Below are 24,229 nucleotides of genomic sequence, written 5' to 3'. Positions count from 1 at the left end.
GGTCAGGCTCCTGTCCCAATCAGTGTCGGCTCCTCACTCTAACTCTCTGCCACCTCGGCAAACAAGCTGTTTGGACCCGTTGCGGTGATTCGTACATTAACAATGTCACCGATTTTCAAAGTCTTTGCATCAAGATTCACAGATTGCAGCCAGGGAGAGCGACCTATCAACTGTTCAGGCATGCGGCCGGGCTTTTCCAGCAACACATCCATCGTCTTTCCGACCAGCGATTCCGCAAATTCCTTCTGCTGCCGCAAGAGCAGCGCCTGCAATCGTTCCAGCCGCTCGGCCTTCACCTCTTCCGCAACCTGATCCGTCAGATCGGCGCCCGGCGTTCCGGGGCGTGTGGAATATTTGAATGAAAAGGCCTGCGCATATTTCACCTGTTCGATGATCGCCATCGTGTCTTCGAAATCACGATCCGTCTCGCCGGGGAAGCCAACAATAAAATCCCCGGACATGGCGATATCAGGGCGGGCGGCCCGGATTTTTTCAATGAGCTGGATATATTCCTCACCTGTGTGGCGACGATTCATCGCCTTCAGAATGCGATCCGACCCGGACTGAACAGGCAAATGCAGATAGGGCATCAGAATGCGCAGGTCGCGATGTGCGCCAATCAAGCGGTCATCCATGTCGCGCGGATGGCTGGTGGTATAACGAAGGCGTGCGAGACCGGGAATTTCCGCCAGCCGGTAAAGAAGCTCGGCAAGTCCCCATTTTTCGCCTTTCGAGCCTTCGCCCTGCCAGGCATTGACGTTCTGGCCGAGCAGCGTGATTTCGCGCACACCGGCATCCACCAGTTTCATCGCCTCATCCACGATCTGGCGCACGGGACGCGAAACTTCCGAACCACGCGTATAGGGCACAACACAGAAGGTACAGAACTTGTCGCAGCCTTCCTGCACCGTCAAAAATGCCGTGACGCCGCGCGTACGCAGTGTTGCCTTTTCGGCCACCGGCAGATGTTCGAACTTGTCCTCAACGGCATATTCGGTCTCGATGACGCGCTCGCCGCCGCGCACCCGCTTCAGGGCGTCCGGCAGGCGATGATAGGTCTGTGGGCCGATGACGACATCGACGGCTGGCGCACGGCGAAGGATTTCCTCGCCTTCCGCCTGCGCCACACATCCGGCAACGCCGATCACGAATTCGCGGCCCTGTTCTTCGCGCGATTTTTTCATGTCGCGCAGGCGGCCGAGCGCCGAATAGACCTTTTCAGCGGCCTTTTCGCGGATGTGACAGGTGTTCAGAAGCACCAGATCCGCCTCGCCCATATCCTCCGTCTGAACGTAACCGTCCTTCGCCAGCGCATCGCTCATGCGGACGGAATCGTAGACGTTCATCTGACAGCCATAGGTCTTGATGAAGACCTTCCTGCTGTTAGAGCCCTCGCGGGCAATCATTTCGGGGGCATCGAGGCCAAGCGTTTCCTGGGTCATGGCGGTTATCTAGTGTTTTTCACGCCCGGATTAAACAGAAAAATACCGGAAAAGCTGGAATGCTCTATTTCCGCCAGCCACCACGCAGGCTGAAAGCCAACATGGAACGGATAGAAGCGGCGATATCGGTCGCCAGACGCTTGCGGTTATCCGTGCTGTGAAACGGAACGCTGTCGCCGAATGTAACGTCCACGTCGATGGCACCTGCCCTGATGATACCGAGCAGATGCGGCACCAGAGTTATGCTGCCCGGCCAGGCCGCAATGACCCGGTGGTAACGTCCCATGGCCATGCCCTGCACCCGCGTATAGGCGATTGCAACCGGCTGCACATAGACGAGCTTGCCCGGAACCTGCTCGGCAGCCGTGGAGGCTGCGCCGAACAGCGAGGATTTGACGGCAAGCATGCGGTTGCCGTCAGAGGTGGTGCCTTCCGGGAACAACACGACGATCTCGCCATCGGCCATGCGGGCGGCGATCTCGCCGACCTGCGCACCGGTGCTGCGCTTCTGCTCGCGCTGGACGAAGATGCTTTTCTGCAGACGGGCGAGCCAGCCAAAGACGGGCCAGTCACGCACTTCCGTCTTGGCGATGAACACCACGTCGGCAATACTGCCGAGAACGAGAATGTCCTTCCACGAGGCGTGGTTGACCGCCAGCATCAGCGGTTTTGCCCGCTCCACATCCCCATGGACATGCACGCGGATGCCGAGGACATGGCAGGCTATGCGGTGCCAGATGCGGGGAATGCGACGGCGAAGCTGCCAGTCGAAGGCAAGGCCCAACAGTTGCAGCGGCAGCAATATAAGCGTGACGATCAGGAGAACGACCGCAATATAGGCTGTCCGAAGCCACATCATGATTGAACCGTGCGCTTGCTCACCAGCGTCTCAATGTTCGCCGGGCTTCAACGGTACGCCGTAGAGTTCGAGCCGGTGATCAACGAGCTTGAAGCCGTGTTCCCTGGCGATCTTTTCCTGAAGCGCCTCGATCTCGGGTGAATGAAACTCGATGACCACACTGTTCTTCAGATCGATCAGATGATCGTGATGTTCCTCAGGCACGGTCTCGTAACGCGAGCGGCCATCGCGAAAATCATGACGCTCGATGATGCCGGCGTCCTCGAACAGCTTCACCGTTCTGTAAACGGTGGAAATCGAGATGCGCGGATCCACGGCGGAGGAACGGCGGTAAAGCTCCTCGACATCCGGATGGTCTGCCGATTCCTGCAGCACGCGGGCGATGACACGGCGCTGGTCCGTCATCCGCATGCCGCGTTCGGCACAAAGTTCCTCCAGCGTTTTCGAAAGGTCTATCACGTCTTCTGGCCTTTTGAGTATTCCGGTTGAATTTCGGGGCTGTCGCCGAAAAATGCCTGTCGCAGGGAACTAGCGAAGATCGCGGCGCATGACAAGCGCCGTCGACTTCGCGCCATCCTTGGCGGTGTAATAGGCCTTCCGCTCAGCGACCGTTTTGAAGCCGAGCTTTTTATAAAGTCCCAGGGCGGAGGCATTGTTGCTGTCCACTTCCAGGAACATCGTTTCGGCACCGCGCATCATCGCCTCACGGACGGCCGATTGCATCAGGCGCCAGCCGAGGCCGGTGCGCGCGAACTTGTCGGCCACCGCAACGGTCAGGATTTCCGCCTCGCCGGCCACTTCGCGCGCAAGCACGAAACCACCGAGCGGTTTGCTGAAAAATGCGTTCGTCTGCCGCGCGACGGCACCGAAAACCGAGCCTTGCGTCAACAGCCCGGAAAACTCCCCGTCATTCCAGGGGCGCGGAAAGCGCAGCGCATGCAATTCCGCCACTCCGGCGCAATCCTCATGCTGCATCGGCACGATCTCGAAATAGGGCTTCCAGCTTAGATATTCGTCAAACATAACAAGGAATCATCCGCACGCATTTACGGGTGCCACCTATCAGGCAACGCTCTGGCGTGCCAGCGCAAAACCCGTCTGCGGCCGGGCATCCGGGCCGCGAAGGTAAAGCGGTGTGGGTTTCGGCATGCCTTTCTGCTTGCGTCCACCCGCCCGCGCGACAGTGGAAATCGGAAAATGATCGGGACCTGACCCCGTGTCGAAACCCTGAAAAAGGGGTGCGGCGGAACCGATAATGGCGCCATCGAAACCGGAGAGAGTCGTTTTGGCATCCTCCAGAGACAAAAGCGCGGCCTCGAGGAGCGGCGATCCATCCTCTGCAAATGTCTGGAGGTAGGCTTCGCCCCGTTTGGCGTCGAGCACGACAGCCACTGGCCGGCCGGGATTTTCCAGCAGATGATGCAAGGCGATCGTCTCAAGCGTGGTTACGCCGACTGCCTCTATGCCGAGCGACAGGGCAAAACCACGCGCGGCAGCAACGCCAACGCGAATGCCGGTAAAGGAACCCGGTCCGATCGTTACCGCGATGCGCCCGACTTTCTGAAGCGGCAGGTGTGCCTGCTGCAGGGCACCATCAATCACAGCCATCAGCCGCTCGGCATGACCTTTTCCGATGGTTTCGCACACCTCGCCAAGCACCGTGTCGGAGGCGCTGTCATAGACGCAGGCAGAACAGTCCACACCTGAGGTATCGAGTGCGAGAACAATCATGGCGCGGCCTGGCTTATAACGTCATACAGCTTCGACTTCGCGCACTTCCGGCACGAAATGGCGAAGCAGGTTCTGGACGCCGTGCTTCAGCGTGGCGGTGGAGGACGGGCAACCGGAGCAGGCGCCCTTCATGTTCAGGAACACGGTGCCGTCGCGGAAACCACGGAAAGTGATATCGCCACCATCCTGCGCCACGGCGGGGCGGACGCGGGTATCCAGCAGTTCCTTGATGGTGGCGACGATGGTTTCGTCACCCGCTTCAAAGAACTCGCCTTCCTCATCCGACACTTCAGCCGCAATGGCAGTGCCCATGATGGGGCGGCCAGACATGAAATGCTCCATGATCGAACCGAGAATGGCGGGCTTCAGATGCTGCCATTCTGCGTCATCCTTGGTGACGGTGATGAAATCGAAGCCGAAATAAACACCGGTGACACCCGGAATGGTGAAGAGGCGCTCTGCCAGCGGCGAGGCCTGCGCCTGCGCGGGGTTGAGAAACTCAGCCGTGCCGCTTTCCAGCACCACCTTGCCCGGCAGGAACTTGAGGGTCGCGGGGTTCGGCGTGGCTTCCGTCTGAATGAACATTATCTGTCTCCTTCGAGGTCGCCGTTCACGCCCCGCAATTTAGAATTCTTCCAAAAAAATACGCCTGGCGAAGCCTTACTTCAAGCCCTGACATGATAATTACATTCAAGAAATCGTCAGCCCGAAATTCTTGCCCGAATCCGTTCCTGCCTTTCGGGGTCGAACGAAGGTCAGCAAAGGGCGTCGATTTCCTCATCCGTCAGCGTATCCGGCAGCACGGTGACGGGGATGGGGAAGGCCGCACCGCGTCCTGAGATGGAGGAGACGAGCGGTCCCGGCCCTTCCTTCGTTGATCCTGCCGCCAAAACCAGAATGGCAATATCGCGATCTTCCTCGATGAGCCCGTGGATCTGTTCGGTTGCGCCGCCTTCACGGATCACCGCTTCCGGCTCGATGCCGATGGTCTCACGGACCTTCTGGGCGATCTTGGCAAGCGTTGCTTCCGCCTCCTCTCGCGCCTCGGCCCGCATGATCTGCTCGACGCCCAGCCACTGCTGGAAATCGCCTTCCGGTATCATGTAAAGCAGAACCAGTCCGCCATTGGAGTTCTTGGCGCGACGACCGGCATAATGCACGGCCCTTTCGCATTCCGGTGTGTCATCGATAACAGCGAGAAATTTGCGACGATGCCCTTCCAGACGCGACAGCCGTTTTGAAACCATTCCGCACTCCCTGTGTCCGCCGCGATCCGAAAAACCGCCCGACGGTTCGGGCGGAGATTATATCAAATCACGGCAGGCGCAAACCGCCCGCCGTGATCCGCAAGGCGATACGTGGTCAGCGCAGGAACCCGATGATGTCGCGCACCTCGTTCATCGTGTTTTCGGCGATCGCGCGCGCGCGCTCACCACCCTGTTTGAGGATGGCATCGATGTGGGTGGGATCGTCGAGAAGGCGGCGCATCTCGTTGTTGACCGGAGCCAGCACATTGACGGCAAGCTCGACGAGAGCCGGCTTGAAGGCCGAGAACTGCTGTCCGCCGAATTCTAAAAGAACCTCCGCTTTCGTCTTGTCAGACAGTGCTGCATAGATACCAACTAGGTTTTCGGCCTCCGGGCGGCCCTTCAGGCCTTCCACTTCGCTCGGCAGTGCATCCGGGTCCGTCTTCGCCTTCTTGATCTTTCTCGAAATTGCGTCGACATCGTCCATGAGGTTGATGCGCGACAGATCCGACGGATCGGACTTCGACATCTTCTTGGTGCCGTCCTTCAACGACATCACCCGCGGTGCCGGACCGCCGATCAGCGGCTCCACCATCGGGAAATAGGCATGCACCGGCTCATTGCCCACGGTGATGTCGAGCCCGAGACCGGCGTTGCGGATATGGTCGCCGAAATCGATGTTGAATTTCTGGGCGATGTCGCGGGCCAGTTCCAGATGCTGCTTCTGGTCGTCGCCGACAGGAACGTGGGTCGCGCGGTAGACGAGAATGTCCGCAGCCATCAGGCTCGGATAGGCAAGCAGCCCAAGCGACACCTGCTCGGCATTCTTGCCGGACTTGTCCTTGAACTGCGTCATGCGCTCCATCCAGCCGATGCGCGCCACGCAATTGAAGATCCAGGCGAGTTCGGCGTGCTGCGGCACAGCCGACTGGTTGAAGACGATATGCTTCACCGGATCAATGCCTGCGGCAATGAAGGCGGCAGCGATCGAGCGGGTCTGCGCCTTCAGGTCGGAATGAACGAGCTGGGCGGTGATGGCGTGCATGTCGACGACGCAATAGATGCAGTCGTTATCTTCCTGCAACGCCACGAATTTGCGGATGGCCCCGAGATAATTGCCGAGATGCAGATTGCCGGTCGGCTGGACGCCCGAGAAAACCAGCGGCTTGAATGCGTTCATTGTCGTCCTCGAAAAGGCTTGTGGAGGGCCCCGCCCCGTGGTTGGAATTGCACGCGCGCTTATGCACCTACAGCCCCTCGCAATCAAGCGGTTTCAGGGCGCGTCAGCCGCGTGGCTGAAGAAGATCCCAGTGATTTCCATAAGGGTCCGCAAAGACCGCGACAGAGCCATAAACCTCATGGCGCGGCTCCTCCAGAAAGCGCACGCCGCGCGCAAGCATCGTCTCGTAGTCACGACCGAAATCGTCGGTATGCAGGAAAAACCCGACACGGCCGCCGGTCTGGTTGCCGATGGCAAGACGCTGCGCTTCGCCATCCGCCTCGGCAAGCAACAGGGCACAGCCATCGGTCCCTTGAGGCTTCACCACCAGCCAGCGTTTGCCGTCATCAAGAGGTTGGTCGGAAAGGCAGTCAAACCCCAGGACCTCGCAATAAAACGTCTTTGCCCGGTCATAATCGTCCACCAAGAGTGTGATGAGGGCGATGCGACGGTTTTCTGCAAAGGACATCAGCTTGTCTCCGTCTGGGCATTCTTGTTGCGGCGCTTTTTGATGGCTCTCTTGACCATGCCGAGATCGGCACCACCCGAAACGAAAGCCAGCACGAAATAAACGAGCATGGCGGAGAGCACGAGGCCCATGATGGTTCCGGCCCGGACGAAAATGGAGGAGGCGGAGGACAGCTCGAAGCTGAGATAGGTCAGCGCATAGTGAACGAAGCCCGCCATAAGGGCGGCGGCCAGCAGCAAGCGCGGAATGCGGGTGAGGAGCGGAATGTCCACATGCCAGTGACCCCGCCACAACAGCATGCCGAACAGCAGGGCGGCATTGACCCAGCCGGCAGTGATCTCGGCAATGGCGATGCCCGGACCTCCGAGACGCGGAAACAACGTCAGCGCCAGAGAGACGTTCACAACCACGGAAATCGCCGCGAAGATCATCGGGGTGCGGGTGTCCTCGCGGGCAAAGAAGCCGGGAATGAACGCCTTTATCAGCACGAAAGCCGGCAGGCCGAGGCCATAAATACCGAGGATCTGCGCGACGGTGACGGTGGCCGAAGGCGCGAAATTGCCGCGCTCGTACAGAAAGCGCACGATGGGTTCCGCCATGACGAGAAGGGCAGCGGCGGCGGGCAATGTCAAAAACAGCACGAATTCGACCGAGCGGTTTTGCAGGCTTCCCGCCTCGACCATATGTCCGCCACGCAAAGCCCGCGCCAGCTCCGGCAAAAGCACGGTGGCAACGGCGATGCCGACGACACCGAGCGGCAGCTGGTAAATCCGGTCGGCATAGGCGAGCGAGGAGATCACACCCTCACCGGCAGACGCGATATTGGTGTTGATCAGGAGATTGATCTGGGTGATGCCGCCGGTGATCGCGGCCGGCAAAGCAAGGACCAGCAGGCGCTGGACATTCTTCGTCAGCCGGGGTCTGCGGAAACCGATCCGCATGCCGGCATTGCGCACGGCGATCCAGACGATGCCAAGCTGCACCACACCCGCCGCCATGACACCCCAGGACAGGGCATAACCCACCTGAAGCGGGTCGTAATGCTTCCACCAGGCTAGCATCAGAACACCAATCAGAATGATGTTCAGGAAGACCGGCGCAATCGCGGCAGCGAAGTAACGGTGCAGCGAATTCAGCATGCCGCCCATCATTGCCGCCAGCGACATGCAGGCGAGATAGGGAAACATGATGGTTGCGAGACGGACGGTGTTGTCGAATTTCACCGGGTCTTCCAGAAAGCCCGGCGCAATAACGGTGCGCACGATGAACGGCATCGACAGTTCCATCAGGATCGTCAAAGCCAAAAGCACGGTGAACAGAACGCCGAAAACTTCTTCGGAAAAGCGCCTTGCGCCCTCCATGCCGTTCGCCTCGATTTCCTTGGCGAAAAGCGGCACGAAGGCCGAGTTGAACGCGCCTTCGGCAAAAAGGCGCCGGAAGGTGTTCGGGAACCGGAAGGCAGCATTGAAGGCATCGGCGACCGGGCCGGTACCAACGGCTGCGGCCATCAGCGTCTCGCGGAGGAACCCGAAGATACGGCTTCCGAGCGTGGCCGTGCCGACCGTGGCGAACTTTCCGATCAAGCTCATGGGAATTTCAAGCCTTTGCCGTGCGCGTGGCTGGCAGCGCCGCCACATCGGGATGGGCGATGATGCCGTTTGGCATGCGATCGCGCAATTCGTCTTCCTGCTCGCTCATCACGGCCTTCAGGCGCGTGGCAATGCTGGCCTGCCGGTTGTCGTTGGTGACCTTCTGACCGAAGAGATCCGTTACGTAGAATGTGTCGATGACCTTCTCGCCGAAGGTGGTGATGCGTGCGGAATGAATATCCAGCGACAGATCGGCAATGACAGCCGTCATATCCGCCAGAAGCCCCGGCCGGTCGAGGCACTCGACCTCGATAACGGTGAACTTGTTCGAAAGCCCGTTGGAAATGATGACGGAGGGCGGAATGGTGAAGGCGCTTTTCTTCCTCCGGCTCTTGGTGCGGGTGGCAATCATTTCCGGCAGGCGCTGACGACCGGACAGAACCTCTTCGATCAGCTTGCCGACATTGTTGCCGCGCCGCGTCTCGTCTTCGTCGATCGGAAATTCGCGGTTGATCAGGATCGTATCGAGCGCCCGCCCATCGGATGTGGTGAAGATTTGCGCGTCGGCAATGTTGGCGCCGGCCGCAGCGCAGGCGCCGGTAATGATCGACAGCAGGCGCGGATGGTCGGGCGCCAGCACGGTGATTTCGGTGATGGCGTGGAAGGAATGTGTGCGCACCATGGTCGACAGCGCTTTTTCCTGCTTGTCGGCCTCGCGGATGAAGCGGGTGTGACGCACCTGATCTTCCAGCGCCACCGTCAGCAGATAGGGCTCATAGTGCAGCTTGGTGTATTTGCGCCGTGCCTTCTGGCCCCAGTCTTCCAGCGCGTCGTAAAGCGCCTGACGGGCAATATGCGCCCTTTCCTTGCGTGAGACTTCCGAAAAGCCACCGGAGAGGAGCAGCTCGGTCTCATAATAAAGCGAGCGGAGCAACTGACCCTTCCAGCCGTTCCAGACACCCGGGCCGACCGCGCGGATATCGCAGACCGTCAGGATAAGCAGCATCTTCAGCCGCTCCATGGATTGCACCTTGTCGGCGAAATCGGTGATGGTCTTGCGGTCGTGGAGGTCGCGCGTCTGGGCGACCATGGACATCAGAAGATGCTGCTCGATCAGCCAGACCACCATTTCGGTCTGCTTGCCGGTCAGCCGGAAACGCTGGCAAAGCTTGCGGGCCACCCGCGCGCCGGCAATCGAGTGGTCCTCCTGCCGGCCCTTGGCGACATCGTGCAGCAGAACGGCCACATAAAGTGCCTCACGCTCCTCGACACCCGGCATCAGCTGGTTGGCAAGCGGATGGGCATCCACAGCCGTCCCCTTGTCCACCTCCGACAGTACGCCGACCGAGCGGATCAGATGCTCGTCCACCGTATAGTGATGATACATGTTGAACTGCATCATCGCGACGATCTTGCCGAATTCGGGAATGAACTTGCCGAGGACGCCAGCCTCGTTCATGCGCCGCAAGGTGAGCGCCGGATCACGCCTCGAGGTGAGGATCGCCAGAAACAGCCGGTTCGCCTCCTCGTTCTCGCGAAGCCCGTCATTGATCAGCGACAGCGACCGGGTAACGACACGCAGCGCATCCGGGTGAAGTTCGAGATTGTTGATATCGGCGATATGAAAGAGCCGGATCAAATTGACCGGATCGTTTTTGAACACGTCCGGCTTGGCCAGCGCGATGCGGCCGCGATCCTCAACGAATTCAACAGAACCGGGAATTTTGCGGACGCGGTGGGCAAAGCGGCTGAGAACACCCGACAGGCCCGGCACGTCCTTTGCCTGCCTGTCCTCCAGTGCGGCGCAGACGATGCGGGTCAGGTCACCCACGTCCTTCGCCACCAGGAAGTAATGCTTCATGAAACGTTCGACGGCGGAAAGCCCGGGGCGTGGCTGATAGCCCAGCGCATCGGCGATCTCGCGCTGAATGTCGAAGGAAAGGCGCTCTTCCGCCTTGTTGGTGATGAAATGCATCTGGCAACGGACGGCCCAGAGAAAATCATCGGCCTTTTCGAACAGCCTGAGTTCGCGCTTAGACAGGACGCCAAGCTTGACGAGATCGGCTGTATCGCGGACATGGTAATAATATTTGGCGATCCAGAACAGCGTGTGCAGGTCGCGCAGGCCGCCCTTGCCTTCCTTGACGTTCGGCTCCACCAGATAGCGCGTATCGCCCGCCTTGCGGTGACGCTGGTCACGCTCTGCCAGCTTGGCGGCGATGAATTCCGGCCCGGTGCCGGTGACAACTTCCGACTCGAAACGTTTTTCGAGATCGTCGGTCAGGGATTTTTTGCCGCAGATTGCCCGCACTTCCAGAATGGCGGTGCGGATGGTCATATCGGATTTCGACAGGCGGACGCACTCATCCACCGTGCGCGTGGCGTGGCCGACCTTGAAGCCGAGATCCCAGAGCAGATAAAGCACGAACTCCACGGCCTTGTGCATATCCGGCGTGTTCTTGGCCGGCAGCAGGAACAGAAGGTCGATATCCGATCCCGGCGCCAGCGTGCCGCGACCGTAACCCCCCACCGCTGCAACGGCGATCTGCGGCGCGTCTTTCGGATAGACATATTGGCAGGCGAGATCATAGAGGATTTCGATCAGCCGGTCCTGGAGCCAGGAGATACGTCGGGCGCAATCGATGCCGCTGCCGTCGGATTTCAGCAGTTCGCGAGCCTTTTCCCGGCCTTCCGTGCTGGCCTTGCGAAAGATCGGCAGCAGGTCTGACCTGACATCGGCGATGCGCTTGCCGTCGTTCTTGAAGATGATGTCGCATTCGCGCTTCAGCGCCGAAACATCGAGAATTTCGGAAAAATCCAGGTCCTTGATGGCCATTTATGCCGTTATCCATGTCCTGTGGGAAAGCCACCGCTTGCGATGGGATTGTCCTATAGCGAGTTTCAAAGGCGATGGACAGGCAGTCTATCCTCTTAAGCCTTGCCAAGTTCTTTCTTTAACGCATAGAGCGCGTCCAATGCCTCACGCGGCGTCATTTCGTCCGGGTTGAGCCCCTTCAAAGCTTCTTCCACCTTAGATGGTCCAGCCTTGCGGGTTTCCTCACGGCGAACCGCGATCTGGAACAGCGGAAGATCGTCGATCAGCTGACTGGCCGGGTTCTTTCGATCGGCATCTTCGAGCTTCGTCAGCACCTCACGGGCGCGCTCCACCACCGATGCCGGAAGTCCGGCGAGCCTTGCCACCTGAATACCGTAGGAACGATCCGCAGCACCCGGTCCGACCTCGTGCAGGAAGATGACATCACCCTCCCATTCCTTCACCCGCATCGTGGCATTGGAAAGGCGACCAAGTTTTTCCGACAGCACCGTCAGTTCGTGGAAATGCGTGGCGAAGAGGCCACGGCAACGATTGACCTCGTGCAGATGCTCGACCGCCGCCCAGGCGATCGAAAGGCCGTCGAAGGTTGCCGTGCCACGGCCGATCTCATCCAGAATGACCAGCGAGCGATCCGTCGCCTGATTGAGGATGGCGGCCGTTTCCACCATTTCCACCATGAAGGTCGAGCGGCCACGCGCCAGATCGTCGGACGCGCCGACGCGGGAAAACAGCCGGTCTACGATGCCGATATGGGCGGCTTCTGCCGGAACGAAGGAGCCGATCTGCGCGAGGATGGCGATGAGCGCATTCTGACGCAGGAAAGTCGACTTACCGCCCATATTAGGGCCGGTCAGCAGCCAGATCGCACCATTTTTGCCGCCCGCAGCAGCCGACAGATCGCAATTATTGGCGATGAATGGCCCAGCCGACTGGCGCCGCAGGGCCTGTTCAACCACAGGGTGGCGCCCGCCTGTGATCGCGAAGGTCATGGAGGCATCAACGATCGGTCGGCAATAGGCCTGTTCGGTAGCGAGATAAGCAAGGCTTGAGGCGACATCGATCACCGCAAGCGCCAGCGCACCCGCCTTGATCGCCTCCGCCTGCTGCACCACGGCCTCGACCATGCGCTCGAAGGCTTCCAGCTCCATGGTCAGAGCCTCAGCCGCGGCATTGGCGATGCGGCTTTCGAGATCGGCAAGCTCGGTGGTGGTGAAGCGCATGGCGCCGGCCATGGTCTGGCGGTGAATGAAGCGCGCCTTCGCTTCATCCGTCGCCATCATGACATCGGCGTTGCCCGCCGTTACCTCGATGAAATAACCAAGCACGTTGTTATGCTTGATCTTGAGCGACTTGATGCCGGTTTCCTCGGCATATTGCAGCTGCAGCCCGGCGATCACCCGGCGCGACTGGTCACGCAATGCGCGCACGTCGTCGAGTTCTGGATTGGCGCCCTCACGCAGAAAACCGCCATCACGCTTCAAAAGCGGCAGATCGTCGGCCAGCATCGATCCGAGCATGGCTTCCAACCCGCCCGGCAAAGCCTTCAGATCCGCAAGTGCAGCAGCAAGCTCCTCCGGCAATAATCCCTGATCGAGAATGGCGGCAATTCTCTCGGCCGACGCCAGGCCCTGCCTGATCGCCCCGAGATCGCGCGGGCCACCGCGCTCCAGCGCAAGACGGGAGAGCGCGCGCGGCATATCGGCAACCTGTTTCAAGGCGTCGCGCAGGCCATCGCAAAGGGATACGTCATCAATAAGATAGGCGACCGCATCGAGACGGGCGTTAACCCTTTCCGGATCGGTCAAGGGAGACATCAGCCGCTCGGCCAGAAGCCGCGCACCGCCGCCCGTGACCGTGCGGTTGAGGGCATGCAGGAGCGATCCGTCCCTTTCGCCTGAGAGCGTCTTCACCAACTCCAGATTGGCGCGGGTCGCGGGATCGATGAACAGCGTGGAGGCAGCGCTTTCGCGTTCCGGCGCACCAAGCGGCGGGCGCTCGGCAATCTGGGTCTTTTCAACATAGGCAACCGCGGCAGCGGCAGCGGCCATTTCCACGCGCGAAAATGTGCCGAAACCATCGAGGGTCGAGACGTTGAAGTAACGCGCGATCCGCCCTTCCGCCGTAGCGCTGTCGAACAGAATGGCCGGCTGCGGCACGGCGACACGGCCAAGCATATCGAAAACCGGTCGCAGCTCTTCGTCATGGAACAGACTGTCGGTAACGATCAGCTCACGCGGATCGATGCGCCAGATATCAGCGAGGAGCCGCGTCAGCGTGGTTTCCGCCAAGCGGAAGACGCCGGTGGAAATATCAATCCAGGCAAGCGCAAACTGTGCCTCCGCACTGCCGCGAATACGAGCGAGCGCCATAAGATAGTTGGATTCCGTCGGCGACAGCAGCTTTTCTTCGGTGAGCGTGCCAGGCGTGACAAGCCGCACCACATCGCGCTTCACCACGGATTTCGATCCGCGCTTCTTCGCCTCGGCCGGGTCCTCCACCTGCTCGCAGACGGCGACGCGATAACCGCGCAGGATGAGCTTCTGGAGATAATCATCGGCGGCGTGAACGGGAACGCCGCACATGGGAATATCCTGCCCCATATGCTGGCCGCGTTTCGTCAGCGTGATGCCGAGCGACCGCGAGGCTTCCACCGCATCGTCAAAGAACAATTCGTAAAAATCGCCCATGCGGTAAAACAGCAGCGAACCGGGGTTGTTCGCCTTGATCTCGATATATTGCTCCATCATGGGAGTGGCCGTAGCGCGGCTCTCTTCCGAGATCAGGGAAGCGGTGGTCAAAACGTCCGTCAATGGCTTGCCGATGTCATATCGTGTTGCGGAAAGGGAGCGCCGACACTAGCGGCAATGGCCGCACCAAGACAACACACACGGCACCGCTGCCCACAGGAACATCCCGCTTGATCCGAGTTAAAACCGGTTAGCCGTTGATGCGCTCGGTCTCGCCGCCGTAATAGCTGATGTAGCGGCCGGCGATAGAGGAAACCGGCAGGACCACGAGAACATCTGTCGTGTTGAAGGCGTGGTCCACCACGGCGCCGGAGCCGAACATAGCGCCGAGACGCATATAGCCCTTGATCAGCGGCGGCATGGCGTTCAGCGCCTTGCGGGCGTTCAGCGCCTCAGCCGGTACCAGGTCCATCTCGTGATAAAGCTCGGGAAGAGCGGAAGCCGCCCACTCGCCCTTTGCAACGCAATTGTGATGCAGGAAGGACAGAGCAAGCGCGTGGGCTTCCGGCTGCACGCCGGGGAACGAAGCGCAACCGATCATGGCATCCATGCGGTGTTTCACGGCATAGGCCCAGTTGCCCTGCCACAAAAGCTCAACCGTGCGCTTGGTGCGATATTCCGGCAGCACGCAGGAGCGGCCAAGCTCCATGAAGCGCTTGCCCGGATGGCGCGCTACCAGCCCGGCGATGTCGAATTCGCTTGCGGAATAAAAACCGTTATTCGCGAGTGCAGTTTCCTGACGTAACAGACGGTAGGTACCGACGATCTGGTCCTCGCTGTCGCCTTCAATCGCCTTGTCGAGCACGAGCAGATGGTCGCAGACACTGTCCCAGGCGTCGATGTCGCGCTTGCGGCGCATGGCGTCTGCGGGAAGGCGCGCCTTCATTTCATCAACGAAAACCCGGTAACGAACGGACTGCGCCGCGTCGATCTCCCGCTCGTTTCTTGCGAGCCGCGTTTCCAGCGAGCCGATACGGCCGAAAAGCCCCTCATTGTCCTGAGCGGTGTCTGGACGAGGATGAATAACAACTTTGTTTTCACAAATGTCGTGACTGTAGATTTCGGCAACCATGGGGAATCGCTCCGCCACCAAAAGATTTTTCCTGTCATAAATCACTAATTGACGACAGAATAGTGACAAAATGCAGCCATTGCGAGTCTCTCAAGTCATGATGGCAACAGGCGTTTCGCCTCCAGCAAGCGGCGGATTTCCTCGACCAGTCGTCTCGGGTCGGCAGGCTTGGTCAAAACCTTGGCCGCACCGGCATTCAGCAGGATTTCAGCGGTTTCAACGCTCGCATCGCCGCTGAGCACGATGAGCGGAATATTTCTTCCGCCCTTCAGCGTGCCGAGAAGCTCCGGCAGCACCTCAAGCCCCTCGCCGCCCGGCATATTGAGATCGGATATGATGAGGTGCGGCAGGCGGGTTGTGCCCGGCGCCACGGCTTGCTGCAGGGCCTGAAAATCGTCGACACCGCGCACGATGTAACCGCTTTTTTCCAGAACGGCCCGGATGATGCGCGCATTGACGGCGTCGTCCTCGGCCACGAGGATATCGATACCGCTTACCCCCTCCGTTACCCGTGACGAAAACCCCACATCCGGATGGTTGTCGTTGATGGCATCGCGCCGTTCTATGCCGCGCAGACGGCCGCAGAGGACGTCAATCAGGGACTTTTCGCGCAGCGGCCGGATCAACCAGGCGTCGAAGGACGCATGCATGGTCGACGCCCGCTCTTCGGGACTGACCAGCAACGTGCGGCGGACATTCTGTTGCGGCCAATCCCTTAGCGCGTCTCTGAACAGAGGCGAAATACGCCTGTCGACAATGATATCGGTGAGATCGGCAGCTGTACCGTGCAGCTTTTCCAAGTCCTCCGGTTCGTGGATAAGAGCGCATTTACCGCCGAAAGCCTCGATCGCCTCCATCGTCACCGTTGCTGCCACGCCCCTCGGCGCGACCAGCAGGACATTGGTATGCTGCAGGCAATGGTGCCGGTCCGGGTCCGGCGTGCCGGTGGACGAACTGCCCGGACGGAATGCCAGCTTGAAGGTGCTGCCCTCACCCTTGCGGCTGAAGACCGTGAGGCTGCCGCCGAATTCCCGCACGATGCGGGCGGAAATCGCGAGCCCAAGCCCTGTTCCCCCACTTTGTTGCGACATCGGGCCTGCCTGTTCGAATTCGCCAAAGATACGGGCTTGTTCCGCTTGGCTCATGCCGGGGCCGGTGTCCTCGACGGTGATATGCAATTCGCCTTCAACCATGCGCGCTCGGATGACGACCCCGCCCACCTGCGTGAATTTGACGGCATTGCCGAGGAGGTTGAACAGAACCTGACGCAGCCTTGCCGGATCGAAATCCAGATAATCAGGCACATCCGGCGTGACGACGGAGGTGATTTCGATGCCCTTTTCGTGGGCGCGATGCGCCAGCATCTCGACAATGCTCTCGATCAGCCGGCGCAGGTTTTCCGCACGCGGATTGAGTTTGAAACGGCCCGCCTCCATGGTCGAATAATCCAGCAGGTCCTCGACCAACTGTACCAGCGACTGACCGGACTGCTTCATGCCGTCGAGATAATTACGTTGCTCTTCATTGAGCTTCGTCTGCGATAGAAGATGGTTCATGCCGAGCATGCCGGAAAGCGGCAGACGGATCTCGTGGCTAACAGTTGCCAGCAGCCTTGCCTTTTCGGCATCGGCCTTTTCCGCGCGTAACCGGGCGTTTTCCCGCTCGCCGAGTGCCAGCCGCTCCTCGGTGACATCTCTCGCGATGCTGCTGATGAGAAGACGACTGCTTGCCAGATCGCGGGTGACGACATCGTGCCAGGAGAAAATGCGCTGACCGAACGGGGTCGCGATTTCCACATCATAAGCGTGGGCCTTGTCGCCTGGCCGGAAAGCGATGCCGATTTCCTCACAGCTCAGCCCTTCGGGTGCCGAGCAGCCCGTCACTTCACGAAAAACCGCATTCGCCTCGACGATGCGCCGATCCATATTGCGGATGACGATGATATCGCCCATGGCCTCCTGGATCTCGGCAATCAGCGATCGGTTTTGAGTTTGGCGTAGCCGTACATCCAAATCATCTGCAGATAGTTTGCCGGGATACTGGAAGGATTTGCCGAACATGGCGTAGGACAGGAGACCGACCAGCACCGCACCGAAGAAGGATGCCAAGGCGACGGTGACCGAATAAGGCACCGCAAGCGCGATCAAGGCCGCGGAGAAGGCACCCACCGACAATGACGCGGCAACGTACAGCGTGATCGATCTGGCATCTATCCCGCGCTCCGCACCGCCATGGTGAGATGTCGTGTCGACACGATCCGCAGGCTGCGCCGGGGTGGCGGCGAGGCCATCTGAAACTTTTTCCCGCAGTCGTGCCAGTTCGCTCATGCACAACCGCTACCACGGCAGCGGTTTTGATATGCTTGGCTCAAACGCTAAAATTTTACTTTTTAGCCGCCCGGGCGTGCAGAAACTCATCGAGAATGACGCAACCGGCACCGATTGTTATGAAAGTGTCGGCCAGATTGAAGACCGCGAACGACCATGTATCGGTGTGAAACAGGATGTAGTCGATGACGTGACCGTAGAAAAAGCGGTCGAGAAGATTGCCGGCTGCTCCAGCGATGATGAAGGCGAAGCCAAGATGGGCAAAAGTCCGATCCGCCGCCGTCTTGCGCCAGAGCCACAGAACGAAGACCACGATGACGAGCCGCATGCTGACGATGAACCAGCCGTGCATGTCCGCCAGCATCGAAAACGCCACACCTAGATTATAGGTGCGGTAAAGCGCCAGGAACGGAATGACCGGCACCATCTCCTGCAACGGCAGATAGGTATCGACCAGTTGCTTGACGACCTGGTCCAACACAAGGGCAGCAACGATAAGCGCGAAAGCCGGGCCAAATTTCGAAAACAACGCCGCTTTGGCCATTACTTCACCGGTGCCAGTTCGAGGAGATGTCGCCGCGCCTCGAAAAGCATGACAGCGGTTGCGATGGCGAGATTGAGACTATCGGCACGGCCCTGTTGGGGAATGCGCGCCAGTTGGTCTGCCTTGCCGGCCAGTTCAGGCGGCAGGCCGGATTGTTCGTTACCCATCAAAAGCACGACGGGCTTTCCGGCGTAATCGATTTTTCGATAGTCCACCGACCCGGCAAGATGGGTGGCAACGACACTGACATTGGCTGATTTTTTCCATGAGAGGAATTCCTCAACCGAGGCGCGGGCAACGGGCGTAGCGAAGACCGAACCCATGGTCGCACGCACGGTTTCCAGCGAAAACGGATCGGTGCAATCGCCGACCAGAATGACACCTGAGGCACCCGCCGCATCCGCCGTGCGGATGATGGTGCCGAGATTGCCGGGATCACGCACCCGATCGAGCGCGATATAGGTCTCGCCTTTTTCCGGACGGATATCCTTCAATGGCTTCCATCTCTGGTCAAAGATGCCAACGACCATCTGCGGATTGTCGCGGCGGGTGATCGAGGCGATGACTTTTTCGCTGACTTCTAGCACCAGCCCGCCGGAAGCGACCGTCTTTACGGCCGCCTGCTCCACCAGCGGCTTGCCCTTGGCCGCCTTGGCGTAAACCAGGGTGCGGATGGTCCAGCCCAGTTCGAGCGCGTCGATAACCAGCTTCAAGCCTTCCGCCATGAAGGTGCCGGTCTCTTCCCTGCCCTTTTTCTGGGTAAGCGCCTTGATATCCTTGATGATGGGATTGGCAAGGCTGGTGACTTCCTTGACCTGGCCAACCCGGCGCGTCGTGTTTTCGCGCATGTCGTTCGTCATTTCGGCTCCCAGCGGCTGAACAGCGATGTGGAAAGCACCCGGCCCGGCGTCTTCCCATCAAGCCCGGCCTCGCGAATGACGAGCTCGCCGGACGCAACGACGCCACCGGCGCCGCGCATGATTTCGCGCATCAATTCATGCATCGAATAGAAGCTGGCCCTGATAGAATAGGCCGTCAGCACCAGACCGAGCGCTTTGGGCGACAGGATTTCCCGGCAGATATCGAGCATCAACGGAAGATGGTCGAACAATTGCCAGATTTCACCATGGGTGCCGCGGCCGAATTTCGGCGGGTCGGTGAGAATGATGTCGTAGGTGCTGCCGCGACGCTCCTCGCGCTGAATGAACTTCATCGCGTCTTCGCAAATCCAGCGGATCGGCGCCTGTTCGAGCCCGGCAAGCGCCTGGTTCTCCTTTGCCCAGCCGATCGCTTTCTTGGAGGCGTCGACATGGGTCACTTCAGCGCCTGCAGCAGCGGCGACCAAAGAAGCGACGCCGGTGTAACCAAACAGGTTCAGGACTTTCAGCGGCCGGTCAGCCGTTTCAACGGCATTTTTCAGCCATTCCCAGTGGACAATCTGCTCCGGGAAGACGCCGACATGCCGGAAGGCCGTGAAGCGGCCGAGAAATTCGACGCCGAGCAGCGACAGGGGCCAGATTTCGCCAAGTGCTGCCTTTGGAAAACGCCAACGGCCCATGCCGTCTTCATCCGTGTCGCCGGTAAAAATGGCGTCGGCATTCTGCCATACGCGGTCTGGAACCGACGGTTGCCAGAGAGCCTGCGCCTCGGGACGGACGACGCGATATTCGCCGTATTGTTCAAGCTTCAGGCCATTGCCGCTGTCGATGAGATGAAAATCACCCGCGCCACTCGATTCCAGAATAACCGGAACCTGTTCTGCGGGACGTTCGCCGGTGCGATGCTTGAGGGGCCGCGCAGGCACCTGCTCAACGGCCGGTACTGGGGCTATTTTTTCCCTCGGCGCAGGTTTCGGCGCGCTGCGCACCGCGTCCGGCTCGCGCTTTTTCGGTGCCGCGTCCATTCGCCGTGCCGGCTTTGCGGCATGAACCTGTTTTTTCTCGCTCCCGGCACGCACGCGATTGCCCGGCCGGCTGTCTTTTTTCTTCAATGGAAATCTTTCCGCTTCTGCCCGCGTCTTATCGCGCCAGCAAATAGCATTCCAAGCGTCGCTCGACTAGAGCCGCAACGAATGTCGGCACCATCACTTTGCCGGGAGTTGGCCCGCATTCGGAAGCTGCGCGGCTGTTGCCGCTTTGTGCCGGTTCGCCTCGTCATGCCAGCGAACGGCTTCCTTCGCCTCGATACGGGCGCGCTTGCGATGCTTGCCCTGTGCAAACCATGTGGCGGAAGATCCCAGAAGCACACCGAAGATGACGGCCAGAAACAGGAACACGAAAAACGGCGCGGTGAAGGAAAGTACACCATCCTCCGGCCGGAACGGATTGAGCGCGAGCGTCACGGACTGACGATTGGCCACGCACAGGATGACGAGGATAATCGCCAGCGGAAGCAGGATGATGAGGTTGATGATTTTTTTCGACATCCGACATTACTCCATCGCGGCGTGCATTCCCTCGGCTCCGTTTCCGGGGCGGCGGGTGAGAACGATCAATCGTCCTCTTCGTCACCCATACCGGGGTTCAGGCGCTCACGCAGTTCCTTGCCCGTCTTGAAGAAAGGCACCCATTTTTCCTCAACGAAAACCGATTCACCCGTGCGCGGGTTCCGACCGGATCGCGAAGGACGGTTCTTCACCGAAAATGCGCCGAAACCACGAAGCTCGACACGATTTCCCGCTGCCAAGGCATCGGTGATTTCATCCAGCACCGCATTGACGATATTTTCCACGTCACGGTGATAAAGGTGCGGGTTACGCGCAGCAACGATCTGCACCAGTTCAGACTTGATCACGGTTGCCCCCTGAAAGAATTGGATTTTTAATGCGGCTCAACCTGCCAAACGGAAACAAGACCGTCAAGAAACAACTTGTCCGCACCGAGCTGACCAGAGCCCGCAAATGGGATTAAATCGTCATATCCCAGAAGCTTCGCTATTTGCGCAACACTGAAAAGCGAAAAAGGCGAACTGGAAGACGGTGCGCGCCATTCCACGATCGGCAGATCCTTGGCAACACCGCGCGTTTCGAAATAGCCGCGAATTTCCTTTTCGCCGCCAAGCGTGTCGACCAGCTTGTTGGCGAGCGCCTGTCTGCCCGTGAAAATCGATCCGTCCGCCAGTTTCAACACATCCTCGCGCGGCAATTTGCGGCGATCGGCCACAAGATCGACGAACCAGCCGTAGCTGTCCATCACCATGGAACGGATCATCGTCTTCGCCTCTTCGGGCGCCTCATGGAACGGCGAAGGCTCCGCCTTCATCGGAGAGGACTTTATTTCCTGCAGCGAGACGCCGAGCTTATCCATCAGCTGGCCGATCTGGGGATATTGAAAGATCACGCCGATAGAGCCGGTGATCGAGGTTTCGCCAGCGACGATGACGTCACCTGCAGATGCGATCATATATCCAGCGGAGGCGGCAAGCGTGCGGACATCGGAGACCACCGGCTTCTTTTCCGCAACGCCGCGAATGGCCTTGAAGATGCGCTCGCCGCCATAGGTGGTGCCACCGGGCGATGAAATCGAAACGATCAGCCCTTTGACATTGTCACTCTTGGCAATCTTGTCCAGCCGCTCCAGAAGTTCGGTATTGTCCTGGATCAGCCCGGAGATCTGGACACGGGCAATATGGGGTCTCTCGCTTTGCTGCGGGGTGGCCCATAAAAACCGGTAGAGGCCGAAAATGCCGGCGACAAACAGAAAAACAGCGGCAATCCGCCAGAAAGTCAGCTTGCGGCGCAATCGTCTGCGATCCGCTATCGCCATATTATCCATCGAAAACCCCTGCCTTCCGGCATTTGAAGCGTAATGTAAGCGTCATGGCCATATGGTTCTTCTAGCGCGAAGCCGCAAGGAAACAATAAGGAAACCAGAATTACGATTAAATTCGCATTTCCCTTGCACCTTTCCAGACAAAAACCATATTGGCAGGACACAGCACTCATGCCAAAGACATCAAGATAAACATATAAGCTTCAGTTGCGCGCCAAAGTGGCGCCCAGGAAGTTTTCCGGACCCACTCTTATGCTCGAAAGACTCCGCCAACCCGCGCCAGCGTTTCCGCTGCCCAATGACCAGAACGGCGCTTACGAGCGCGCGCTGAGGCATTCCGCGCGCGTGAAGCGGCTGAAAATCATTCTGCCGCTCGGTGCGGCGATCATCTCGTTTGCCTTCGTCGCCGTTTCGCTCATTCGCACCTGGGCGCCCGAAGAGGTTTCGCTTGAAAGCGCAAGGATCGAAGACGGCAAGATCGTGATGGAAAAGCCGGCCGTTGCGGGCCGCAACGAGAAGGGGATCGACTACTCCATGAACGCAGACCGTGCGTTGCAGGATATCGCCAACCCCAACCTCATGACGCTCGAAAGGGTTCTGGCTGCGGTGCCTGTGAACGACAGCGTGGCCCAGGTGATTGCCAAGGAAGGCATTTTCGACCGGGCCACCAACACGCTGAAGATGACCGCCCCTTTTGACATCAATCTCAGCAATGGCATACAAGCGAAGTTCCAATCTGCGGATGTCGATCTGAAGGCTGGAAAAATGAGCAGCAAAGAGCCGGTTTCGATCAAAACAAACGACGGCGCCATTGTTGCGCAATCGATTGATATCGCGGATAATGGCAAGACTATTACATTTTCGGGGCAGGTACGCGCACGTATCGCTGCATCCAATATCAAGAATGAAGGCAAGTGAGAGCCCGGTCCAGATGATGCAAATTTCCCGTCCCGTTTCCCTTGGCAAATCCGCAGGCGTTACAGCCGCAGCTTTTGCTTTTTCCTGTCTTGCAACCGTGGCTTTCGCTCAGAACACCACCAGCAACATGACAGGCGTCAAGCTCTCCGGCGACCAGCCGATCGCTATCGAAAGCGATCAGCTCGAGATTCGGGACCAGGAGCGCAAGGCCTATTTCACCGGTAACGTGAAAGTTGTGCAGGGCACCACCACCCTTCAGGCCGGCAAGATGACGGTCAATTACAAGGGTGAAGGTTCCTCGCTCACCAGCGGTGACGCCAACATCGAAAAAATCTTCGTCGACAATAACGTCTACCTGACGTCCGAGACGCAGAAGGCCACGGCCGATCACGGCGAATTCGACATGGCGGCGCAGACCTTCATTCTGACCGGCAAGCAGGTTGTGCTGTCCGAGGGCGCGAATGTTTTCACCGGCTGCAAGCTCACTGTTCTGATGAATTCGGGGCAGGCAAAGCTTGAAAGCTGCGGCGGCCCTGTCCGGATCATGCTCGATCCGAAATCGCAGCAGAAGAAACAGTAGTCTCACCTCGTGAAGATAGCCTCGATCTCAAAAATATTTGGCGGTGGGCGCGACCGACCTGTGGACGCTGCGTCGCAGGCCGACAAGGCTCGCTATGACGGCACCCTGATCGCGCATGGTCTGACGAAGACCTATAATACACGGCGCGTCGTCAACGGCGTTTCGCTGGTCGTGCGCCGCGGTGAAGCCGTGGGGCTGCTTGGCCCGAACGGCGCAGGCAAAACCACCTGTTTCTACATGATAACGGGCCTGGTACCTGTCGATAGCGGCAAGATCGCCATCAACGGCAACGACGTCACCACCATGCCGATGTACAGGCGTGCCCGCCTCGGTGTCGGCTACCTGCCGCAGGAAGCCTCAATTTTCCGCGGACTGACAGTCGAGGAAAACATCCGCGCCGTGCTGGAAGTGCACGAACCTGACAGCGCCAAGCGCAGCCGCAAGCTCGATGAGTTGCTGGAAGAGTTCCACATTGCGCAGCTGCGCAAATCGCCCGCTGTCGCGCTGTCGGGCGGCGAACGTCGCCGTCTGGAAATCGCCCGTGCTCTGGCGACCGATCCGACCTTCATGCTTCTGGACGAACCTTTTGCCGGCGTCGATCCGATCTCCGTCAGCGACATTCAGAACCTTGTCAGACATTTGACCGCGCGCGGGATCGGCGTTCTCATCACCGACCACAATGTCCGCGAAACGCTCGGCCTCATCGACCGCGCCTATATCATCCATGCCGGTGAGGTTCTGACCCATGGCCGTGCGGACGATATCGTCAACAATCCGGATGTGCGCCGGCTCTATCTCGGCAATAATTTTAGCCTTTAAGCTCCCGGGCGCGAAAGATTCTTCATCGCGCCCCGCAGTGACGCTTGACCAAACATAATA

23 protein-coding genes are annotated in these 24,229 nt (G+C 59.2%); 3 read left to right on the top strand and 20 right to left on the bottom strand.

The features are described from left to right. Positions 1 to 38: 38 nt before the first annotated feature. The 20 genes from miaB to sppA all read right to left on the bottom strand — a co-directional run bounded on the left by miaB (position 39) and on the right by sppA (position 21,855). Positions 39 to 1,442, bottom strand: a complete 1,404-nt coding sequence (gene miaB, locus RBH71_RS14435) for a tRNA (N6-isopentenyl adenosine(37)-C2)-methylthiotransferase MiaB (protein ID WP_003514798.1) — start codon at positions 1,440 to 1,442, stop codon at positions 39 to 41. A gap of 64 nt (positions 1,443 to 1,506) precedes the next feature. Further along, entirely contained in the window at positions 1,507 to 2,301 is a 795-nt protein-coding gene (locus RBH71_RS14430) for a lysophospholipid acyltransferase family protein (protein WP_003514789.1), read from the bottom strand. 30 nt (positions 2,302 to 2,331) lie between these two features. Beyond that, positions 2,332 to 2,760 carry a Fur family transcriptional regulator gene (locus tag RBH71_RS14425; RefSeq protein WP_003514787.1) on the bottom strand — a complete coding sequence of 143 codons (429 nt, stop codon included), beginning with the start codon at positions 2,758 to 2,760 and terminating at the stop codon, positions 2,332 to 2,334. Positions 2,761 to 2,829: 69 nt separating this feature from the next. After that, complete coding sequence (locus tag RBH71_RS14420; protein ID WP_003514785.1) at positions 2,830 to 3,324, bottom strand: GNAT family N-acetyltransferase; 495 nt, start codon at positions 3,322 to 3,324, stop codon at positions 2,830 to 2,832. 39 nt (positions 3,325 to 3,363) lie between these two features. Further along, entirely contained in the window at positions 3,364 to 4,032 is a 669-nt protein-coding gene (gene tsaB, locus RBH71_RS14415) for a tRNA (adenosine(37)-N6)-threonylcarbamoyltransferase complex dimerization subunit type 1 TsaB (protein WP_003514784.1), read from the bottom strand. A 21-nt stretch (positions 4,033 to 4,053) separates the two neighbouring features. Then, complete coding sequence (locus RBH71_RS14410; protein ID WP_003514783.1) at positions 4,054 to 4,617, bottom strand: NifU family protein; 564 nt, start codon at positions 4,615 to 4,617, stop codon at positions 4,054 to 4,056. A 170-nt stretch (positions 4,618 to 4,787) separates the two neighbouring features. Continuing rightward, entirely contained in the window at positions 4,788 to 5,279 is a 492-nt protein-coding gene (locus RBH71_RS14405; protein WP_003514782.1) for a universal stress protein, read from the bottom strand. Between the two features lie 115 nt (positions 5,280 to 5,394). Beyond that, a complete protein-coding gene (gene trpS / locus RBH71_RS14400) occupies positions 5,395 to 6,459 on the bottom strand; it encodes a tryptophan--tRNA ligase (protein WP_003514781.1) in 1,065 nt (354 codons plus the stop codon). A gap of 103 nt (positions 6,460 to 6,562) precedes the next feature. Next, entirely contained in the window at positions 6,563 to 6,967 is a 405-nt protein-coding gene (locus tag RBH71_RS14395; RefSeq protein ID WP_003514780.1) for a VOC family protein, read from the bottom strand. Then, complete coding sequence (gene murJ, locus RBH71_RS14390; RefSeq protein ID WP_003514779.1) at positions 6,967 to 8,556, bottom strand: murein biosynthesis integral membrane protein MurJ; 1,590 nt, start codon at positions 8,554 to 8,556, stop codon at positions 6,967 to 6,969. Before murJ ends, RBH71_RS14395 begins: the two co-directional genes overlap by 1 nt. 7 nt (positions 8,557 to 8,563) lie before the next feature. Further along, positions 8,564 to 11,392 (bottom strand): [protein-PII] uridylyltransferase, encoded by a 2,829-nt coding sequence (locus tag RBH71_RS14385; protein WP_003514778.1) that lies wholly within the window; start codon positions 11,390 to 11,392, stop codon positions 8,564 to 8,566. A 95-nt stretch (positions 11,393 to 11,487) separates the two neighbouring features. Next, positions 11,488 to 14,139, bottom strand: a complete 2,652-nt coding sequence (gene mutS / locus RBH71_RS14380; protein WP_003514772.1) for a DNA mismatch repair protein MutS — start codon at positions 14,137 to 14,139, stop codon at positions 11,488 to 11,490. Positions 14,140 to 14,329: 190 nt separating this feature from the next. Beyond that, the gene (locus RBH71_RS14375) at positions 14,330 to 15,211 is read right to left on the bottom strand and encodes a GNAT family N-acetyltransferase (protein ID WP_003514771.1); all 882 of its coding nucleotides are present in this window, start codon (positions 15,209 to 15,211) and stop codon (positions 14,330 to 14,332) included. Positions 15,212 to 15,306: 95 nt separating this feature from the next. Then, positions 15,307 to 17,538 (bottom strand): hybrid sensor histidine kinase/response regulator, encoded by a 2,232-nt coding sequence (locus RBH71_RS14370; RefSeq protein ID WP_003514770.1) that lies wholly within the window; start codon positions 17,536 to 17,538, stop codon positions 15,307 to 15,309. Positions 17,539 to 17,593: 55 nt separating this feature from the next. Beyond that, on the bottom strand, positions 17,594 to 18,082 hold the full coding sequence (lspA, locus tag RBH71_RS14365; RefSeq protein WP_111802538.1) for a signal peptidase II: 489 nt from the start codon (positions 18,080 to 18,082) through the stop codon (positions 17,594 to 17,596). Further along, complete coding sequence (locus RBH71_RS14360) at positions 18,082 to 18,942, bottom strand: TrmH family RNA methyltransferase (RefSeq protein ID WP_003514768.1); 861 nt, start codon at positions 18,940 to 18,942, stop codon at positions 18,082 to 18,084. Before RBH71_RS14360 ends, lspA begins: the two co-directional genes overlap by 1 nt. After that, on the bottom strand, positions 18,939 to 20,072 hold the full coding sequence (locus RBH71_RS14355) for a class I SAM-dependent methyltransferase (RefSeq protein ID WP_003514767.1): 1,134 nt from the start codon (positions 20,070 to 20,072) through the stop codon (positions 18,939 to 18,941). The genes RBH71_RS14360 and RBH71_RS14355 overlap by 4 nt, the downstream gene beginning before the upstream one ends. Before the next feature lie 93 nt (positions 20,073 to 20,165). Continuing rightward, positions 20,166 to 20,507, bottom strand: a complete 342-nt coding sequence (locus RBH71_RS14350; protein ID WP_003514766.1) for a LapA family protein — start codon at positions 20,505 to 20,507, stop codon at positions 20,166 to 20,168. 65 nt (positions 20,508 to 20,572) lie between these two features. Beyond that, positions 20,573 to 20,899, bottom strand: a complete 327-nt coding sequence (locus RBH71_RS14345; RefSeq protein ID WP_219256707.1) for an integration host factor subunit beta — start codon at positions 20,897 to 20,899, stop codon at positions 20,573 to 20,575. Positions 20,900 to 20,901: 2 nt separating this feature from the next. Then, the gene (gene sppA / locus RBH71_RS14340) at positions 20,902 to 21,855 is read right to left on the bottom strand and encodes a signal peptide peptidase SppA (RefSeq protein WP_013635364.1); all 954 of its coding nucleotides are present in this window, start codon (positions 21,853 to 21,855) and stop codon (positions 20,902 to 20,904) included. 249 nt (positions 21,856 to 22,104) lie between these two features. On the opposite strand from sppA, the gene lptC reads away from it, so the two are divergent. From lptC to lptB, 3 genes are read left to right on the top strand one after another with little or no spacing between them, the layout of a single operon-like run. Further along, on the top strand, positions 22,105 to 22,770 hold the full coding sequence (gene lptC, locus RBH71_RS14335; protein ID WP_003514764.1) for an LPS export ABC transporter periplasmic protein LptC: 666 nt from the start codon (positions 22,105 to 22,107) through the stop codon (positions 22,768 to 22,770). A 13-nt stretch (positions 22,771 to 22,783) separates the two neighbouring features. Then, a complete protein-coding gene (locus tag RBH71_RS14330; RefSeq protein WP_003514763.1) occupies positions 22,784 to 23,350 on the top strand; it encodes an LptA/OstA family protein in 567 nt (188 codons plus the stop codon). A 9-nt stretch (positions 23,351 to 23,359) separates the two neighbouring features. Next, positions 23,360 to 24,169, top strand: a complete 810-nt coding sequence (gene lptB / locus RBH71_RS14325) for an LPS export ABC transporter ATP-binding protein (protein ID WP_003514762.1) — start codon at positions 23,360 to 23,362, stop codon at positions 24,167 to 24,169. Positions 24,170 to 24,229: the final 60 nt, after the last annotated feature.

Source organism: Rhizobium sp. AN68 (assembly GCF_030758035.1).
Taxonomy (GTDB): domain Bacteria; phylum Pseudomonadota; class Alphaproteobacteria; order Rhizobiales; family Rhizobiaceae; genus Agrobacterium; species Agrobacterium tumefaciens.
This window is presented reverse-complemented; position numbering and strand designations above follow the sequence as displayed.

Bases quoted from the DNA above. Each gene is read 5' to 3' on its own strand.
- miaB (WP_003514798.1), bottom strand. From the start codon at position 1,442: ATGACCCAGGAAACGCTTGGCCTCGATGCCCCCGAAATGATTGCCCGC.
- RBH71_RS14430 (WP_003514789.1), bottom strand. From the start codon at position 2,301: ATGATGTGGCTTCGGACAGCCTATATTGCGGTCGTTCTCCTGATCGTC.
- RBH71_RS14420 (WP_003514785.1), bottom strand. From the start codon at position 3,324: ATGTTTGACGAATATCTAAGCTGGAAGCCCTATTTCGAGATCGTGCCG.
- tsaB (WP_003514784.1), bottom strand. From the start codon at position 4,032: ATGATTGTTCTCGCACTCGATACCTCAGGTGTGGACTGTTCTGCCTGC.
- RBH71_RS14410 (WP_003514783.1), bottom strand. From the start codon at position 4,617: ATGTTCATTCAGACGGAAGCCACGCCGAACCCCGCGACCCTCAAGTTC.
- RBH71_RS14405 (WP_003514782.1), bottom strand. From the start codon at position 5,279: ATGGTTTCAAAACGGCTGTCGCGTCTGGAAGGGCATCGTCGCAAATTT.
- trpS (WP_003514781.1), bottom strand. From the start codon at position 6,459: ATGAACGCATTCAAGCCGCTGGTTTTCTCGGGCGTCCAGCCGACCGGC.
- RBH71_RS14395 (WP_003514780.1), bottom strand. From the start codon at position 6,967: ATGTCCTTTGCAGAAAACCGTCGCATCGCCCTCATCACACTCTTGGTG.
- murJ (WP_003514779.1), bottom strand. From the start codon at position 8,556: ATGAGCTTGATCGGAAAGTTCGCCACGGTCGGCACGGCCACGCTCGGA.
- RBH71_RS14385 (WP_003514778.1), bottom strand. From the start codon at position 11,392: ATGGCCATCAAGGACCTGGATTTTTCCGAAATTCTCGATGTTTCGGCG.
- mutS (WP_003514772.1), bottom strand. From the start codon at position 14,139: ATGATGGAGCAATATATCGAGATCAAGGCGAACAACCCCGGTTCGCTG.
- RBH71_RS14375 (WP_003514771.1), bottom strand. From the start codon at position 15,211: ATGGTTGCCGAAATCTACAGTCACGACATTTGTGAAAACAAAGTTGTT.
- RBH71_RS14370 (WP_003514770.1), bottom strand. From the start codon at position 17,538: ATGAGCGAACTGGCACGACTGCGGGAAAAAGTTTCAGATGGCCTCGCC.
- lspA (WP_111802538.1), bottom strand. From the start codon at position 18,082: ATGGCCAAAGCGGCGTTGTTTTCGAAATTTGGCCCGGCTTTCGCGCTT.
- RBH71_RS14360 (WP_003514768.1), bottom strand. From the start codon at position 18,942: ATGACGAACGACATGCGCGAAAACACGACGCGCCGGGTTGGCCAGGTC.
- RBH71_RS14350 (WP_003514766.1), bottom strand. From the start codon at position 20,507: ATGTCGAAAAAAATCATCAACCTCATCATCCTGCTTCCGCTGGCGATT.
- sppA (WP_013635364.1), bottom strand. From the start codon at position 21,855: ATGGATAATATGGCGATAGCGGATCGCAGACGATTGCGCCGCAAGCTG.
- lptC (WP_003514764.1), top strand. From the start codon at position 22,105: ATGCTCGAAAGACTCCGCCAACCCGCGCCAGCGTTTCCGCTGCCCAAT.
- RBH71_RS14330 (WP_003514763.1), top strand. From the start codon at position 22,784: ATGATGCAAATTTCCCGTCCCGTTTCCCTTGGCAAATCCGCAGGCGTT.